The sequence below is a fragment of the Pseudomonas sp. FG6 genome (assembly GCF_057809015.1).
The window spans coordinates 73,471-88,297 of sequence record NZ_JBMDJD010000011.1 but is presented as its reverse complement, the minus strand read 5'-3'; the positions used below and the strand labels follow the sequence as shown (position 1 = coordinate 88,297).

19 protein-coding genes are annotated in these 14,827 nt (G+C 63.5%); 2 read left to right on the top strand and 17 right to left on the bottom strand.

All coding sequences use genetic code 11. The features are described 5' to 3' along the window. Nucleotides 1-61: 61 nt before the first annotated feature. The 10 genes from ACODSJ_RS09630 to ACODSJ_RS09585 all read right to left on the bottom strand — a co-directional run bounded on the left by ACODSJ_RS09630 (nucleotide 62) and on the right by ACODSJ_RS09585 (nucleotide 7,102). The gene (locus tag ACODSJ_RS09630; protein WP_053148260.1) at nucleotides 62-385 is read right to left on the bottom strand and encodes a DUF3392 domain-containing protein; all 324 of its coding nucleotides are present in this window, start codon (nucleotides 383-385) and stop codon (nucleotides 62-64) included. 18 nt (nucleotides 386-403) lie between these two features. After that, on the bottom strand, nucleotides 404-1,603 hold the full coding sequence (gene hemW, locus ACODSJ_RS09625; protein ID WP_489101504.1) for a radical SAM family heme chaperone HemW: 1,200 nt from the start codon (nucleotides 1,601-1,603) through the stop codon (nucleotides 404-406). Beyond that, nucleotides 1,600-2,196, bottom strand: a complete 597-nt coding sequence (rdgB, locus tag ACODSJ_RS09620) for an RdgB/HAM1 family non-canonical purine NTP pyrophosphatase (RefSeq protein WP_489101503.1) — start codon at nucleotides 2,194-2,196, stop codon at nucleotides 1,600-1,602. Before rdgB ends, hemW begins: the two co-directional genes overlap by 4 nt. Then, complete coding sequence (locus tag ACODSJ_RS09615; protein ID WP_489101502.1) at nucleotides 2,193-2,627, bottom strand: DUF4426 domain-containing protein; 435 nt, start codon at nucleotides 2,625-2,627, stop codon at nucleotides 2,193-2,195. Before ACODSJ_RS09615 ends, rdgB begins: the two co-directional genes overlap by 4 nt. Nucleotides 2,628-2,652: 25 nt before the next feature. Next, entirely contained in the window at nucleotides 2,653-3,273 is a 621-nt protein-coding gene (gene metW / locus ACODSJ_RS09610; RefSeq protein ID WP_489101501.1) for a methionine biosynthesis protein MetW, read from the bottom strand. A gap of 7 nt (nucleotides 3,274-3,280) precedes the next feature. Continuing rightward, nucleotides 3,281-4,420 (bottom strand): homoserine O-succinyltransferase MetX, encoded by a 1,140-nt coding sequence (gene metX, locus ACODSJ_RS09605; protein WP_489101500.1) that lies wholly within the window; start codon nucleotides 4,418-4,420, stop codon nucleotides 3,281-3,283. Nucleotides 4,421-4,663: 243 nt separating this feature from the next. Further along, nucleotides 4,664-4,957: a DUF167 domain-containing protein gene (locus tag ACODSJ_RS09600; protein ID WP_489101499.1), complete on the bottom strand. Its 294-nt coding sequence runs from the start codon at nucleotides 4,955-4,957 to the stop codon at nucleotides 4,664-4,666. A gap of 3 nt (nucleotides 4,958-4,960) precedes the next feature. Then, entirely contained in the window at nucleotides 4,961-5,551 is a 591-nt protein-coding gene (locus ACODSJ_RS09595) for a YggT family protein (RefSeq protein WP_489101498.1), read from the bottom strand. Between the two features lie 10 nt (nucleotides 5,552-5,561). Continuing rightward, nucleotides 5,562-6,380 carry a pyrroline-5-carboxylate reductase gene (gene proC / locus ACODSJ_RS09590; RefSeq protein ID WP_489101497.1) on the bottom strand — a complete coding sequence of 273 codons (819 nt, stop codon included), beginning with the start codon at nucleotides 6,378-6,380 and terminating at the stop codon, nucleotides 5,562-5,564. A gap of 35 nt (nucleotides 6,381-6,415) precedes the next feature. Continuing rightward, nucleotides 6,416-7,102: a YggS family pyridoxal phosphate-dependent enzyme gene (locus ACODSJ_RS09585; RefSeq protein WP_489101496.1), complete on the bottom strand. Its 687-nt coding sequence runs from the start codon at nucleotides 7,100-7,102 to the stop codon at nucleotides 6,416-6,418. Between the two features lie 56 nt (nucleotides 7,103-7,158). On the opposite strand from ACODSJ_RS09585, the gene ACODSJ_RS09580 reads away from it, so the two are divergent. Further along, nucleotides 7,159-8,193 carry a type IV pilus twitching motility protein PilT gene (locus ACODSJ_RS09580; RefSeq protein ID WP_489101495.1) on the top strand — a complete coding sequence of 345 codons (1,035 nt, stop codon included), beginning with the start codon at nucleotides 7,159-7,161 and terminating at the stop codon, nucleotides 8,191-8,193. A 200-nt stretch (nucleotides 8,194-8,393) separates the two neighbouring features. Here the strand turns inward: ACODSJ_RS09580 and ACODSJ_RS09575 are convergent, their stop codons facing one another. Continuing rightward, nucleotides 8,394-9,005, bottom strand: coding sequence for a C40 family peptidase (locus ACODSJ_RS09575; RefSeq protein WP_489101494.1), 612 nt, complete (start codon nucleotides 9,003-9,005; stop codon nucleotides 8,394-8,396). Between the two features lie 248 nt (nucleotides 9,006-9,253). On the opposite strand from ACODSJ_RS09575, the gene ACODSJ_RS09570 reads away from it, so the two are divergent. Further along, nucleotides 9,254-9,682 (top strand): NINE protein, encoded by a 429-nt coding sequence (locus ACODSJ_RS09570; RefSeq protein ID WP_489101493.1) that lies wholly within the window; start codon nucleotides 9,254-9,256, stop codon nucleotides 9,680-9,682. A gap of 131 nt (nucleotides 9,683-9,813) precedes the next feature. Here the strand turns inward: ACODSJ_RS09570 and ACODSJ_RS09565 are convergent, their stop codons facing one another. From ACODSJ_RS09565 to ACODSJ_RS09540, 6 genes are all read right to left on the bottom strand, one after another. Next, on the bottom strand, nucleotides 9,814-11,085 hold the full coding sequence (locus ACODSJ_RS09565; protein ID WP_489101492.1) for a dihydroorotase: 1,272 nt from the start codon (nucleotides 11,083-11,085) through the stop codon (nucleotides 9,814-9,816). After that, complete coding sequence (locus ACODSJ_RS09560; protein WP_489101491.1) at nucleotides 11,082-12,086, bottom strand: aspartate carbamoyltransferase catalytic subunit; 1,005 nt, start codon at nucleotides 12,084-12,086, stop codon at nucleotides 11,082-11,084. Before ACODSJ_RS09560 ends, ACODSJ_RS09565 begins: the two co-directional genes overlap by 4 nt. A gap of 24 nt (nucleotides 12,087-12,110) precedes the next feature. After that, a complete protein-coding gene (pyrR, locus tag ACODSJ_RS09555) occupies nucleotides 12,111-12,617 on the bottom strand; it encodes a bifunctional pyr operon transcriptional regulator/uracil phosphoribosyltransferase PyrR (RefSeq protein ID WP_489101490.1) in 507 nt (168 codons plus the stop codon). Nucleotides 12,618-12,702: 85 nt separating this feature from the next. Next, entirely contained in the window at nucleotides 12,703-13,140 is a 438-nt protein-coding gene (gene ruvX, locus ACODSJ_RS09550) for a Holliday junction resolvase RuvX (RefSeq protein ID WP_489101489.1), read from the bottom strand. Next, complete coding sequence (locus tag ACODSJ_RS09545) at nucleotides 13,140-13,709, bottom strand: YqgE/AlgH family protein (protein ID WP_489101488.1); 570 nt, start codon at nucleotides 13,707-13,709, stop codon at nucleotides 13,140-13,142. The genes ruvX and ACODSJ_RS09545 overlap by 1 nt, the downstream gene beginning before the upstream one ends. 175 nt (nucleotides 13,710-13,884) lie before the next feature. Continuing rightward, on the bottom strand, nucleotides 13,885-14,781 hold the full coding sequence (locus ACODSJ_RS09540) for an energy transducer TonB (protein WP_489101487.1): 897 nt from the start codon (nucleotides 14,779-14,781) through the stop codon (nucleotides 13,885-13,887). Nucleotides 14,782-14,827: the final 46 nt, after the last annotated feature.

The window sequence follows — 14,827 nt, the reverse complement described above, 5'->3', positions numbered from 1 at the left end:
TCGCGAGCAAGCCTTGCTCCCACAAAGCTCGCTCCCACAGCTGTTTTAGGTTGTGGCCGGATCAGCGCCGATCCGCCACCACCCCAATCAGCACCAACACCACCAGCAACACCGGTGCCAGGCTGTAGTTGTTGAACTGGCTCAAGCCCCGGACGACCCAGGGCGTGGCATAGATCAGCGCGGCACCGCTGCCGATCATGCACAGCAGGGCGATCAGCGGGACGCGCAAGGCGCCGGCGATGCTGCCCAGGCGCTGTTCGATCCAGCCCTTGATGTCGGCGCCAAACAGCACCAGCAGGCAACCGACCAGGGCCAGGGAGATTTCCGACAGGTTGCTGCGGCTCCAGCGGGACACGGTGGCGAGCAGGTCGAGTACCAGATCCATTCGATTTCCTTGTGTTGATCAGCTCAGAAACTTCTGCAGCAGGTCGTTGAGAAACAGTTGCCCGCGTTCGGTGGCCGCCAGACGTGACGGTTCGACCTGCAACAACCCGCTTTGTTCGGCCTCGCGCCGGCCTTCGGCGAGGCTTTGCAGGGGCAGTCCCGTGCGCTCCGGGTAGAGCCGCGCTTCCACGCCTTCGGTCAGGCGCAGGGCGTTCATCAGGAACTCGAACGGCAGCTCTTCATTGGCCAGGACTTTCTCGCCGGCCAGAAAACGTTTGGCCGGGTTGAGGTAGTCCTTGGGCAGGCGCGTCTTCCAGGTGCGCACGATGCGACCGTCCGGATGGCTGAGCTTGCCGTGGGCGCCGGCGCCGATGCCGATGAAGTCACCGAAGCTCCAGTAATTGAGGTTGTGCCGTGCCGCCCGGCCGGGTTGGGCGTAGGCCGAGACCTCGTATTGCACGTAGCCATGCTCGGCCAGCAGCGCTTGCCCCGCTTCCTGGATGTCCCACAGGGTGTCGTCTTCCGGCAAGGTCGGTGGCTGGTTCCAGAACACCGTGTTCGGCTCCAGCGTCAGTTGGTACCAGGACAGGTGGGTCGGCTTCAGGGCGATGGCCTGGCGCAGGTCGCTCAGGGCGTCGTCCAGGGACTGGTCGGGCAGGCCATGCATCAGGTCCAGGTTGAAGTTATCGAACCCGGCCTGGCGGGCCATTCCGGCGGCGCGCACCGCCTCATCGCCGTTGTGGATCCGTCCCAGGGCCTCGAGCTTGGCCTGCTGGAAGCTCTGGACGCCGATGGACAGGCGATTGATGCCCAAGGCCCGGTAGGCGACGAACTTTTCTTGTTCGAAGGTGCCGGGGTTGGCTTCCAGGGTGATCTCGATGTCCTGGGCGAACGGTATCCGCGCCTCGATACCTGTCAGCAGCCGGCCCAAGGCCTGGGCGCTGAACAGGCTCGGCGTACCGCCACCGAAGAAGATCGAGCTCAACGGCCGGCCGTAGACCGCGTGCAGATCCTGGTCAAGGTCGGCCAGCAGGGCGTCGACGTATTCCTCTTCCGGCAATTGCGGGCTGGCAGCGTGGGAGTTGAAGTCGCAATACGGGCATTTGCGCACGCACCACGGGATGTGGATGTACAACGCCAGGGGCGGCAGTACCGGCAGCGGCGTCCGGGGCGTTTGCGCACCGCCGTGAATCAGCGGTGCGGGGAGGTCATCGGTCATTGCAGGCCCAGGCGTTGACGCAGCAGGGCCATGGCGCGGGCGCGGTGGCTCAGTTGGTTTTTCTCCACCGGGCCCAGTTCGGCGCTGGAGCAGTTGCGCTCCGGTACCCAGAACAACGGGTCGTAGCCAAAGCCGTGCTCGCCGCTGGCCTCGGTGAGGATGCGCCCGTGCCACAGGCCTTCGCACAGGATCGGCAGCGGATCGTCGGCGTGACGGACCAGGGCCAGCACGCACACGAACTGCGCGCCGCGTTCGGCTTCGGGTACGTCCTTGAGCACGTCGAGCAACTTGGCGTTGTTCGCCGCGTCACCCTTGCCGTCGGCATAGCGAGCCGAATAGATGCCCGGCGCGCCGCCGAGGAAATCCACCGCCAGGCCCGAGTCGTCGGCCAGCGCCGGCAGGCCGGAGATGCGCGCGGCGTTACGGGCCTTGAGGATGGCGTTCTCGACGAACGACAGGCCGGTTTCTTCAGGTTCCAACTGGCTGAACTCGCCGATCGAGCGCAACTGCACCGATCCGCCGAGCATGGCCTGGAGCTCCTTGAGTTTGCCGGCGTTGTGGCTGGCCAGTACGAGTTGGGTGAAGTTCATCATTCGCCGGGGAACAGTTCCTGGTTGAAGTTGATGGTGTTGATCTTGTCTTCCGTCTGCACCTTGATTTCAAAGGTGCGGGTTTCCTGCTGCTCCACCGGATACTGGGCGATGTAATAGATCGCGCCTTGCTCGGTTACCTGCTTGAAGTTCAGCGGGACGCTCTGGCTGGTGAGGTCCTTGACCGTGCCGCTGACCTGGGCGATCAACGGTTTGCCGGCCTTGAGCACCGAGACGTTGATCACGCCCTGGTGCTTGCTGCGAATCAATTCGGCCGCCTTGGCGATGTCTGGCGTCAGGAACGTGGAGTTGAAGGTGTTGTAGTGCACGGTGATGTCGCCGAACACTTCCTTGCGCTCGCCCTTGATGGCGTCGGCGGCGATGGCGCCCACGCTCAGGCAGGCGGTGATGAGAAACAACGCGAGACGTTTCATGTCGTGCTCCTGGTTCGGCCGGGTTTCATACCGCGACCTGGTGATCGGCGAGGCCTGGGCTGCTCACCCGATAAATGCCTATTTCACCTAACAGATTAGGCCATAGCTTGCTCGCCCACCCATGGCGGTGTTGCTGGTCCACCGCCAGGCGGTCGATGACCGTGGCTTCACGTTCGCGGCACAGTTCTTCGAAGTCCTCGAACGTGCAGAAGTGGATATTCGGTGTGTTGTACCAGGTATAGGGCAGGAACTCCGACACCGGCATGCGTCCCTTGCTCGCCAGGTACCAGCGGCAGCGCCAGTGACCGAAGTTGGGGAAGGTGATGATGCACTGGCGCCCGACCCGCAGCATTTCGTCGAGGATCTTGTCCGGGTAATGCACGGCTTGCAGCGCCTGGGTCATGACCACGATGTCGAAGCTGTTGCTGGCAAAGTTGCCCAGGCCCTTGTCCAGGTCCTGCTCGATGACGTTGATGCCGTTGGCGACGCACTCGGCAATGTTGTCCGGGTCGTTTTCCAGGCCGTAGCCGGTGACTTGCTTGTTGTCCCGCAGCCAGGTCAGCAGTTCGCCGTTGCCGCAGCCCAGGTCGAGCACGCGGCTGCCAGCGGGGATCCATTCCTGGATGATTTCCAGATCGGCTCTCATGGCGTCCTCAGAGGGTTATACGGTTCATGTAATTGCCGAACGCCTGCAAATAACGCGGGATCGGGATCAAGAAGGCGTCATGGCCCTGGGGTGCGTCGATCTCCAGGTAGCAGACGTCCTTGCGAGCGGCCATCAGTGCGTCCACCAGCTCTCGCGAGCGCGCCGGGGAGAAACGCCAGTCGGTGGTGAACGACATCACACAGAACTTGGCGGTGGCGCTCTCGAAGGTTTTCGCCAGGTTATCGTCGAAGTTCGCCGCCGGATCGAAGTAGTCCAGCGCCTTGGTCATCAACAGGTACGTGTTGGCGTCGAAACGTCCGGAGAATTCCTCGCCCTGGTAGCGCAGGTAGCTTTCCACCTGGAACTCGACGCTGTGGAAGTCGTAGTTGAGCTTTTCGCTCTTGAGGCCACGGCCGAATTTCTCGCCCATGGAGTCGTCGGACAGGTAGGTGATGTGGCCGACCATCCGCGCCAGCATCAGCCCGCGCTTGGGGATTACGCCATGTTCCTGGAACGAACCGCCGTGGAATTCCGGGTCGGTGAGGATCGCCTGGCGTGCCACTTCGTTGAAGGCGATGTTCTGCGCCGACAGCTTGGGCGCCGAGGCGATTGCCAGGCAATGACGCACGCGGTCCGGGTAGGTGATGGTCCATTGCAGGGCTTGCATGCCCCCCAGGCTGCCGCCGATCACGGCGGCCCACTGGCCGATCCCGAGGCGATCGGCCAGGCGCGCCTGGCTGTGGACCCAGTCTTCCACCGTCAACACCGGGAACTCAGCGCCGAAAGGCTTGCCGGTGTCCGGGTTGAGGCTGCTCGGGCCGGTGGAACCGTTGCAACCGCCGAGGTTGTTCAGGCTGACCACGAAGAACCGGTTTGTGTCGATGGGCTTGCCCGGGCCGATGCAACTGTCCCACCAACCGGGCTTGCGGTCGTCGACGCTGTGGTAGCCGGCGGCGTGGTGATGTCCGGACAAGGCATGGCAGATCAACACGGCGTTGCTCGCCGTGGCGTTGAGGGTGCCATAGGTTTCGTAGATCAGGTCATAGGCTGGCAACGAACGGCCGCAGGCCAGGGCCAGGGGCTCGCTGAAATGCGCCATTTGCGGCGTCACCAGACCAACGGAATCGGCGGGAAAGGCAGCTGGCATCGACCCTGCTCTCGTTGAAATGAGGCGTAAGTCTAAAGACCGCTGTGGCGGGCGGCAAGCAAAGGCGCCGCTGATTGTCCGCCGCTTTACCCGTGGCGAGGGAGCTTGCTCCCGCTGGGCTGCGAAGCAGCCCCAAACCAGGCGCCACCGTCCCCCAGACAGACCCGGGCAGCAGGTTTCAGGGCCGCTTCGCAGCCCAGCGGGAGCAAGCTCCCTCGCCACAGGGTTAACCCTGCCTCAGGATCAGGTTGGCCGGGACAGCCCCGGCAACTCCGGCAGCTTCTTCGGCGCGCTGATTCGCACCCGCTTCTGCCGGTTCAACTCGCCGCTGATCAGGCTGACCTGGCTCTTGGACACGCCGAACGCCTTGGCCAGGAACGCCATCAGGTAGGCGTTGGCCTTGCCCTCGACCGGCGGGGCGGTGAGGCGGATTTTCAGGCGCTCGCCGTGCAGCCCGGCGAAGTCGTCGCTGCGGGCTGCCGGTTGCAGGTGGCATTCCAGGATCAGGTCGTCACCGTCCCAACGGAAGTAGCTCACGGCTCAGATCAGCACGCGCAGGATTTCCGGCATCATGGTCATTGCCGCCAGGTTGTTGATCACCAGCATGTCGAGCAGCTTGAGCACCATGAACGCCAGGATCGGTGAGATGTCCAGGCCGCCGAGGTTCGGCACGATGCGGCGAAACGGCGCCAGGGCCGGTTCGCAGATCTGGTTGACCAGTTCGGCGCCCGGGTTGTGGCTGCCCGGTGCGACCCAGGACAGGATCACGCTGATGATCAGGGCAAAGAAGAAAATCTTCAGGAACAGCGCGGTTACGCCGATGATCGACCAGATCACCAGTTGCAGCGGGTTGCCGGTGGTGCCGTAGGTCAGCAGCAGGGTCAGGGCCATCAAGGCCATCTGCACCAGGATGGCCAGCAGCAGCGAGGACATGTCCAGGCCGAACAGGCTCGGGACGATCCGGCGCAGGGGCTTGAGCAGCGGCTGGGTGGCCTTGACGACGAACTGGCACAGCGGGTTGTAGAAGTTGGCGCGCACCAGTTGCAGCACGAAGCGCATCAGCACGATCAGCAGGTACAGGCTGCCGAGGGTTTGCAGCACATACACCGCTGCGGTGTTCAATCCGATCATGGATGGCTCCTTATTGGCCCAATTGTTCGGCCATTTCGGCCGAGCGGTGCGCGGCGGCACCCAATGCTTTTTCCACCAGGGCTTCGAAGCCGCCGGCCTGGAACGATTTGATGGCCGCTTCGGTGGTGCCGGCCGGGGAGGTCACGCGACGGCGCAATTCGGCGGCGTCGACATCACTGGCGACGGCCATGTGGGCAGCGCCGAGGGCGGTCTGAAGGGTCAGTTGCGCGGCGGTTTCCCGCGGCAGGCCGAGTTTTTCGCCTGCGGCGGTCATGGCTTCGATCAGCAGGAAGAAATACGCCGGGCCCGAGCCGGAGACGGCGGTGACCGCGTCCAGTTGCTGTTCGCTCTCCAGCCACAGCGCCAGGCCCACGGCCGACAGCAGCTCTTGGGCCTGCTGGCGTTGTGCGGCGCTGACCTGCGCGGTCGCGAACAGGCCGCTGACGCCTTGGCGCAACAGGGCTGGGGTGTTGGGCATGCAGCGCACGATCGGTTGCGCGCCGAGCCAGTTGTTCATGCTGGCGCAGGTGATGCCGGCGGCAATCGACACAACCAGTTGATGGGGCTTGAGGCTTGGGCGCAGGGCCTCGCACACGGTTTTCATCGCTTGCGGCTTGACCGCCAGCACGATGACGTCCACGCCGTCGATGGCCTGGGCGTTGTCGGCGAAGGTCTGGATGCCGTGTTCGGCGCTGACCCGTGCACGGGTGGCCTCACCCGGATCGCTGGCGCGGATCTGCGCGGCGTCCAGGCCCTTGGCCCGCAGGCCGCCGATCAGGCTGGCGGCCATGTTGCCGGCGCCGATGAAGGCAATACGCGTGTTGCTCATGACAGGTCCTTATAAAGAGATGAGTTGAGCATGCTTCAGGCCTGACCGTAGTCGCGCGCACCGAACAGCGCCGTACCGATGCGCACCCAGGTGGCGCCTTGGGCAATGGCTGATTCGAGGTCATGGCTCATGCCCATGGACAGTGTGTCCAGTGGCAGGCCCAGGCTGGCTTGCAGCTGCTGCACGGCCGCGAAGGCGGCATCCTGGGCGGCACGGTCTTCGGTGGGTTCGGGAATCGCCATCAGGCCGCGCAGTTTCAGGCGCGGCAATGCACTGATGGCCTCGGCCAGGGCCGGCAGGTCCGCCGGGGTACAACCGGACTTGCTGGCCTCGCCGCTGACGTTGACCTGGATGCAGATGTTCAGCGCTGGCAACTCGGCCGGGCGCTGCTCGGACAGGCGTTGGGCAATTTTCAAGCGATCCACGGAGTGCACCCAGTCGAAATGTTCGGCGATAGCACGGGTCTTGTTCGACTGAATGGGGCCGATGAAGTGCCAGATCAAGGGCAGGTCGGTCAGTTCCGCCTGCTTGCCCAGCGCTTCTTGCAGGTAATTCTCGCCAAAGTCCCGCAGCCCGGCGGCATAGGCTTCGCGCAAGGCCTGGGCGGGCTTGGTCTTGCTCACAGCCAGCAGGTGAACGCTGTGTCCGGCGCGTTGGGCGGCCAGCTCTGCAGCCTGGATGCGCGATCTAACCTGAGAAATGTTGTCTGCTATCGTGGACATAAAGAAGCGCCAGCGGGTCTGAGGTTCGCGGCATTCTACTGGAATTGGGGAGCGCTATGGATATCACTGAGTTGCTGGCGTTCAGCGCCAAACAGGGGGCGTCGGATTTGCACCTGTCTGCCGGGTTGCCACCGATGATCCGCGTCGACGGCGATGTGCGACGCATCAACCTGCCTGCACTGGACCACAAGCAGGTCCATGAGCTGATCTACGACATCATGAATGATCGGCAGCGAATGGATTACGAAAAGTTTCTGGAAACCGATTTTTCCTTCGACGTGCCGGGTGTTGCCCGATTCCGGGTCAACGCCTTCAACCAGAATCGCGGCGCGGGGGCGGTGTTTCGCACCATTCCGTCGAAAGTCCTGACCATGGAAGACTTGGGGATGGGCGAGGTGTTTCGCAAAGTGACCGAGGCACCTCGCGGGCTGGTGTTGGTGACCGGGCCCACCGGTTCAGGCAAATCCACCACCCTGGCGGCGATGATCGATTACCTCAACAGCCACAAGCATCACCACATCCTCACCATCGAGGACCCGATCGAGTTCGTGCATGAACCGCGCAAATGCCTGATCAACCAGCGCGAAGTGCACCGCGACACGCAAGGCTTCTCCACGGCACTGCGTTCGGCCCTGCGCGAAGACCCGGACGTGATCCTGGTGGGGGAAATGCGCGACCTGGAAACCATTCGCCTGGCGCTGACCGCCGCCGAAACCGGGCACCTGGTGTTCGGCACGTTGCACACGACCTCGGCGGCCAAGACCATCGACCGGGTGGTGGACGTGTTCCCGGGGGACGAGAAATCCATGGTTCGCTCGATGTTGTCGGAGTCGTTGCAGGCGGTGATTTCCCAGACCCTGGTCAAGAAAATCGGCGGCGGCCGGGTGGCTGCCCACGAAATCATGCTCGGCACTTCGGCCATCCGTAACCTGATTCGCGAAGACAAGGTGGCGCAGATGTACTCGGCGATCCAGACCGGTGGTTCACTGGGGATGCAGACGCTGGACATGTGCCTTAAGGATTTGGTGAACAAAGGGCTGATCAGTCGCGAACACGCCCGGGAGCGGGCGCGTACGCCGGATAACTTCTAGAAAACGGAAGGGGCAGCTCTTGTGGTGAGGGGTTTTATTTGTGGAGAGGGAATTACTGTGGCGAGGGGATTTATCCCCGCTGGGCTGCGAGGCAGCCCCAAAATTCGCTAGCTCGAAACAAGGGGGGCAGACCTCTGCATTGTTGGGGGCTGCTGCGCAGCCCAGCGGGGATAAATCCCCTCGCCACAGGGGGGCTTTGATCAGCGCTGAACCACCCGCATCGCCCCCGGCTCTTTTGGCAGTACTCGCTTGGCAATCACGTAATGGCTGTCCCAGTACGGCTTGTTCAGGGTGTCGATGGAGACCGACTTGCCCCGGCGCGGGGCATGGATGAAGCGATCGTTGCCCAGGTAGATCGCTACGTGGTTGACCCGACGGCTCTTGAGCTTGAAGAAAATCAGGTCGCCGGGCTTGAGGTCCTTGCGATCGACTTTTTCGCCGTGGCCGGTGGCCATGGCGTTCGAGGTGCGTGGCAGGTCGAAGGTGGCGTCGTTGAAGGCGTATTTGACCAGTCCGCTGCAATCGAAGCCTTTACTTGGGCTGCTGCCGCCCCAACGATAAGGCGTACCGAGCACGTTCACGGCACGGCTCAGCACGTTGCTGCTGGTCTTGGCGGCCATCGGCGTCGCCAGCTTGCCGTTGACGGTGCTTACGCGCTGGGTGCTCGCGGTGTTCTGGCTCGACGGAGCCGAAACATGGGATTTAGGAGTGAAGCCGTTGACGTTGGGAAGACGTTGCTCACGATTGGTGGCGTGGGCGGCCAGTGGCAATAATAGGCAAATGGTTAGCCATGTCTTGAAAAATGGACGCATTAGGCAGGGCTCATATGGGTTAGCGCGCAACTTTATAACAGCTTTTTTTCCCGTTCCGGGGCCGTTTGTCGACTCGAAACCCAGCGTAAACCCGTACTCTTGCGACAATTTGCCCTGATTGTCCGACACAACCCCCATGGCGCGGGCGTTTCACCGGTTCGAGCCGCCAAGGACCGCTTGTCGGCAAGACACGTAAAAGTCACACAACGTCAGAAAATTTTTTTCTATTGCGGCAAAAGAGAGGATTCATGAACAGCTATCGGCAGGACGCAAACCCTGACACCCACAGCAAGGTCATCGGCTATCTGCTGTGGATTTTCGGCTTTACCGGCGCTCACCGGTTCTATTACGGCAAGCCGGTGACCGGCACGATCTGGTTCTTCACCTTCGGCCTGCTGGGCATTGGCTGGTTGATCGACCTGTTCCTGATCCCGGCCATGGACCGTGAAGCGGGCCTGCGGTTTACCCCGGGGCCGATCGAATACAGCGTGGCGTGGATCCTGCTGACGTTTCTCGGGGTGTTGGGCGTGCACCGCATGTACCAGGGCAAATGGCTCAGCGGCATCCTTTACCTGCTGACCGGCGGGGTGTTTTTCCTGGGGGTGCTGTATGACTTCTGGACGCTGAACGATCAGGTCTCGATTCGCAATGCGCAGAACCGTGGGGCTTTTCAGTAAGGCAGTGGAACCGAGTTGTTTGTATCGCGAGCAGGCTCGCTCCCACATTGGATTTGAGGTGTACACAAATTTTGTGTTCACCAAAAATCCTGTGGGAGCGAGCCTGCTCGCGATAAGGGCGACGCGGTTTTTCAGGACTGGTGCGTAATCCGCCCATCCATCAGGGTATAGCGCACCACGCCCGGCAGGCTGTGGCCCAGGAACGGGCAGTTGTCACCCTTGGAGCGCCAGGCTTCGCCGGCCACGGTGGAGGCGGCGGGGTCGAACAGCACCAGGTCGGCCGCTGCACCCACGGTCAGTTTCCCCGCCGGCAATTGCAGGGCCTGGGCCGGGCCGGCGCTCAGGCGTGCCAGCAAGGTCGGCAGGTCCAGCAGGCCATCTTCCACCAAGGTCAGGGCCAATGGCAGCAACAGTTCGACGCTGCTGATGCCCGGTTCGGTGGCGCCGAACGGCGCCAGCTTGGCATCGCGTTCGTGGGGTTGGTGGTGGCTGGCGATGGCCGAGATCACGCCGGATTTCACCGCCTCGCGCAAGCCGTCGCGGTCGGCGCGGGTGCGCAGCGGCGGCTGGACGTGATAGACGCTGTTGAAGTCGATCAGCGCTTCGTCGGTCAGAATCAACTGGTACAGCGCCACGTCGGCGGTCACCGGCAGGCCGCGGGCCTGGGCCTGGGCGATCAGCGCCGCGCCACGGGCGCTGGTCAGTTGGCTGAAGTGCGCGCGCACGCCGCTTTGCTCCACCAGCAGCAGATCGCGGGCGAGGGCCACGGTCTCGGCAGTCTCCGGGATGCCCGGCAGGCCGAGGAAGCTGGCGGTCGGGCCTTCATGGGCCAGGCCACCTTCGGCCAGGTCGTGGTCTTGCGAGTTGAAGACCACCGTCAGGCCGAACGTCGCCGCATATTCCAGGGCGCGGCACAGCGTGCGGGTGTTGCGAAAGCTGTTCAGGCCGTTGCCGAACGCCACGCAACCGGCGTCACGTAGCGCGATGAGTTCGGCCAGTTGTTCGCCGTCGAGGCCTTTGCTCAGCGCGCCGATCGGGAAAACCTTGGTGTTGCCGGCCTCGCGGGCGCGGTCGAGGATCAGTTCGGCCACGGCCGAGGTGTCTAGCACGGGTTTGGTCTGCGGCGGGCAGCACAGGCTGGTTACGCCACCGGCGGCGGCGGCCCGGGTTTCGCTGATGATGCTGCCTTTGCGGCTGTAGCCGGGTTCGCGCAGGGCGACGTTCAGGTCCACCAGCCCGGGAGCGGCCACCAGGCCTTGGGCGTCGAGGGTCTGGACCGCGACGAAGCCGGCTGGGGCGCCGCCGAAGGCGACGATTTTGCAGGCATCGATATGGATGTCAGTCACTTGATCCAGGCCGCTGGCCGGATCGATCACGCGTGCGCCGAGAATGCTGAGCTTCACTGGGCGTTCTCCTGGTCGAATTGGCGCTGGGCCGTTTGCCCGCTCATGGCCATGGACAGCACGGCCATGCGGACGGCGATGCCGTAGGTCACCTGGTTGAGAATCACCGAGTGCGGCCCGTCGGCCACCGCCGATTCGATCTCCACGCCACGGTTGATCGGTCCCGGGTGCATGACGATGGCATCCGGCTTGGCCCCGGCCAGGCGGGCGGTGGTCAGGCCGAACAGGCGGTAGAACTCGCCTTCGCTGGGCAACAGGCCGCCGGTCATGCGTTCACGCTGCAAGCGCAGCATGATCACCACGTCGACATCCTTGAGGCCTTCGGTCATGTCGGTGTAGACCTTCACGCCGTATTGCTCGACGCCGATAGGCAGCAGGGTCTTCGGCGCGATCACACGGATGTCCGGGCAACCGAGGGTCTTGAGGGCGAGCATGTTCGAGCGTGCCACCCGCGAGTGCAGGATGTCGCCGACGATGGCCACCGAGAGGTTCTCGAAGCTGCCCTTGTGCCGACGAATGGTCAGCATGTCCAGCATGCCCTGGGTCGGGTGGGCGTGACGGCCGTCGCCGCCGTTGATGATCGCCACTTGCGGGCACACGTGCTCGGCAATGAAGTGCGCCGCGCCGGAATCGCCGTGGCGCACGACGAACATGTCGGCGGCCATGGCTTCCAGGTTGCGCAGGGTGTCGAGCAGGGTTTCACCCTTGCTGGCCGAGGACGTGGACACGTTCAGCGTGATCACGTCCGCCGACAGCCGTTGGGCCGCCAGTTCAAAGGTGGTGCGGGTACGGGTGGAGTTTTCGAAGAACACGTTGCACACGGTCTTGCCGCGCAGCAACGGGACTTTCTTCACCGCCCGAGCGCCAACCTCGAGGAACGAGTCGGCGGTGTCGAGGATTTCTGTAAGCAGCTCGCGGCGCAGGCCGTCGAGGGACAGGAAATGCCGCAGCTGGCCCTGATCGTTGAGCTGCAGCGGGCGCTTGGTTTCGAGAGGCGTCATCGCAATGGACTCTTACAAGGGCAGTTAAAGGGCAAGGTCTTGCAGTTCGAGTTGCAGCGGCGACGGGCCGGAGAGCTTGACCCGCTCGTGGGCGGCCAAGGTCAGCGTCGCACCCACCACGTTCGGGCGGATCGGCAGCTCGGCGGCGTCCAGGTCCAGCAGGCACACCAGTGTCACGCTGGCCGGGCGGCCGTAGTCGAACAGTTCGTTCATGGCGGCGCGGATGGTCCGGCCACTCATCAGTACGTCGTCGATCAGCACCAGGTGCTGGCCTTCGATCTCGAAGGGCAGCGCCGAGGGGCGCACCTGCGGGTGCAGGCCGTTCTGGCTGAAGTCGTCGCGGTAGAAGGACACGTCCAGGGTACCCAGCGGCGCCTGGCTGCCCAGTTCATCGAGCAAGGCCTGGGCGACCCAGACGCCACCGGTGCGAATGCCGATATAGCGCGGGTCGCGGATGCCGCGTTGTTCCAGGTGCGCCGTGAGGCGGATCGCCATCTGGCTGATCAGGTCGGCAGGATTGGGCAGGCTCATGCTGGCTCCTTCAGGTTCCCGGGCCGGTGGTTAAGCGGCGCGGTCTATCACTAAAAGAAAGCGCCTTGGCGGCGCTTTCAAACAATCAGCTTTCAAACAGGGCGGTGTTGGCGTCGAGCCAGCCTTGCAGCAGCAGGGCGGCGGCGATGGCGTCCACCGGGTTGTCGCGGTAACTGCCTTTCTGCCCACCACGCACCAGCCGTTCGCCCTTGGCTTCGAAGGTGGTCAGGCGTTCGTCATGGGTATAGAAGGGCAGGTTGAAGCGGCCGTTGAGCCGCCGGGCGAATTTCTCGGCGCGCACGCACATGTCGCTCGGTGTGCCGTCCATGTTCAACGGCAGGCCGACCACCACGGCATCGGGTTTCCATTCCTTGATCAGCGCTTCGACCTGGTTCCAGTCCGGAACGCCGTTTTGCGCCTTCAAGGTGCACAACTCGCGGGCCTGGCCGGTCACGACCTGGCCGACCGCCACGCCGATCTGTTTGGTGCCGTAATCGAAGCCTAGCAGCAAGCGCAGGGCCATCAGGCGTGTCCCGCCTGGCTGGTGAGCAGGCTGAGGTTGATCCCCAACCGGTTGGCCGCCGCTTCCAGGCGCAGCTCGCTGCTGGTGTTGAACAGGATGTCGGCATCGAACGGACAGGTCAGCCAGGCGTTGTCGGCCAGTTCGGCTTCCAGTTGCCCGGCCTCCCAGCCGGCGTAGCCGAGGGCGATCAGGCTCTTTTCCGGGCCGACGCCGTCGGCGATGGCGAACAGCACGTCCTGGGAGGTGGACAGCGATACGCCGTCCAGGTCCACGGTGGCCTGATACTTGGGACCCGAAGGGTGGAGCACGAAACCGCGGTCGGTCTGCACCGGCCCGCCGATGAAGATCGGCACGTGCTGGCACAAGAGCGAAGGCTCAACATCAGGGCGCAATTGTTCGAGAATGTCCGCCAGGTTCAGCTCCTGCGGGCGATTGATCACCAGCCCCATGGCACCATTGGCCGTGTGCTCGACAATGTAGGTCAAGGTATGGGCGAAGTTCGGATCGGCCATGTGTGGCATGGCGATCAGGAAGTGATGCTTGAGGTAGCTGGGGCTGACATTTTTCATAGGCGCTAGTGTGGCGGCGTGGGGGCGAACTGACAAGCTGGGAAATACCTGAAGCCTGTCGCCCAATCCCCTGTAGGAGCGAGCTTGCTCGCGATAGCCATGGATCATTCAGCCTAGATGGCGGCTGGCACACCGCATCGCGAGCAAGCCCGCTCCCACAGGGGATTGGCGGTGCTCAGTTACTGGAAAGCTTGTCGCCCCGGGCGAATTTCCAGGTGCGGATGATTTCCAGCCGGTCGATGTCCGACAGGTCGCCGGTAAACGGCGCGAAGGGCGCGGCCAGGCGCACGATCCGCTGGGCCGCCTGGTCGAGCAGCGGCTGGCCGGAGGATTCGAGCACCAGCACTTCATACAGCGAGCCGTCGCGGTTGATCGAGACCATTAGTCGCAGGTTGCCGTAGATCTGTTTGCGTCGCGCTTCGTCGGGGTAGTTGAGGTTGCCGATGCGCTCGACCTTCTTGCGCCATTCGTCCTTGTACCAGGCGCCCTTGTCGCGCATGGTCGAGGCGGCGCTCAGGCGGTGGATGCGCGGGCGCTTGGCATAGAGTTGCTGTTCCTGGGCCAGTTCGGCTTCCAGGCTGGCGATGTCACTGGACAGTTGGGAGCTGTCGAAGGTAGGTGCCGGGGCCTTGGGCTTGGGGTCGGGCTTGACCTCTTCCTTGACCGGGGCTTTTTTCGGCTTCGGTGCCACGGTGGTCACCGCGGCCTTGGGCGCGGTCTCCTGCACTTGCGGCTTGGCCGCCGGCGGTGGGGTGACTTTCTGCACGGTGTTGTCCTGGAACGGCGCGATCTCAGTGGTCTTGGGGATCGCCTTTTTTTCCAGGGTGCCGCTGCCTTGCTGGTTTTCCTGGGCGAGGAAATCCGCCTTGGCCGGCTTGGTTTCGCTCCTGAACGTGGCCAGGGTGATTTCCAGGGTCTGGCTGATCTGCTTGGGCTCGACCGTGGCGAATCCCACCCCCAGCAGCAGCGCCAGGTGGATCAGCGCCGCCAGGAACAGGGTAAAACCGAGGCGATCAGCCGGGCGCACGCCGTGGTGGGCGAGCTCTGGGGGCAGATCGGACGGGAGGGTCATGGCAAAAAAACCAACATCGCAGGTTTCACAGGGCGGGCATGATAAC

Excerpts from the sequence above, each read along its gene's own strand:
- ruvX (WP_489101489.1), bottom strand. The coding sequence starts at position 13,140 with ATGGCCCTGCGCTTGCTGCTAGGCTTCGATTACGGCACCAAACAGATC.
- ACODSJ_RS09595 (WP_489101498.1), bottom strand. The coding sequence starts at position 5,551 with ATGATCGGATTGAACACCGCAGCGGTGTATGTGCTGCAAACCCTCGGC.
- ACODSJ_RS09540 (WP_489101487.1), bottom strand. The coding sequence starts at position 14,781 with ATGACCCTCCCGTCCGATCTGCCCCCAGAGCTCGCCCACCACGGCGTG.
- ACODSJ_RS09615 (WP_489101502.1), bottom strand. The coding sequence starts at position 2,627 with ATGAAACGTCTCGCGTTGTTTCTCATCACCGCCTGCCTGAGCGTGGGC.
- proC (WP_489101497.1), bottom strand. The coding sequence starts at position 6,380 with ATGAGCAACACGCGTATTGCCTTCATCGGCGCCGGCAACATGGCCGCC.
- hemW (WP_489101504.1), bottom strand. The coding sequence starts at position 1,603 with ATGACCGATGACCTCCCCGCACCGCTGATTCACGGCGGTGCGCAAACG.
- ACODSJ_RS09630 (WP_053148260.1), bottom strand. The coding sequence starts at position 385 with ATGGATCTGGTACTCGACCTGCTCGCCACCGTGTCCCGCTGGAGCCGC.
- ACODSJ_RS09570 (WP_489101493.1), top strand. The coding sequence starts at position 9,254 with ATGAACAGCTATCGGCAGGACGCAAACCCTGACACCCACAGCAAGGTC.
- rdgB (WP_489101503.1), bottom strand. The coding sequence starts at position 2,196 with ATGATGAACTTCACCCAACTCGTACTGGCCAGCCACAACGCCGGCAAA.
- ACODSJ_RS09560 (WP_489101491.1), bottom strand. The coding sequence starts at position 12,086 with ATGACGCCTCTCGAAACCAAGCGCCCGCTGCAGCTCAACGATCAGGGC.
- ACODSJ_RS09545 (WP_489101488.1), bottom strand. The coding sequence starts at position 13,709 with ATGAAAAATGTCAGCCCCAGCTACCTCAAGCATCACTTCCTGATCGCC.
- ACODSJ_RS09585 (WP_489101496.1), bottom strand. The coding sequence starts at position 7,102 with ATGTCCACGATAGCAGACAACATTTCTCAGGTTAGATCGCGCATCCAG.
- metX (WP_489101500.1), bottom strand. The coding sequence starts at position 4,420 with ATGCCAGCTGCCTTTCCCGCCGATTCCGTTGGTCTGGTGACGCCGCAA.
- ACODSJ_RS09575 (WP_489101494.1), bottom strand. The coding sequence starts at position 9,005 with ATGCGTCCATTTTTCAAGACATGGCTAACCATTTGCCTATTATTGCCA.
- pyrR (WP_489101490.1), bottom strand. The coding sequence starts at position 12,617 with ATGAGCCTGCCCAATCCTGCCGACCTGATCAGCCAGATGGCGATCCGC.
- metW (WP_489101501.1), bottom strand. The coding sequence starts at position 3,273 with ATGAGAGCCGATCTGGAAATCATCCAGGAATGGATCCCCGCTGGCAGC.
- ACODSJ_RS09580 (WP_489101495.1), top strand. The coding sequence starts at position 7,159 with ATGGATATCACTGAGTTGCTGGCGTTCAGCGCCAAACAGGGGGCGTCG.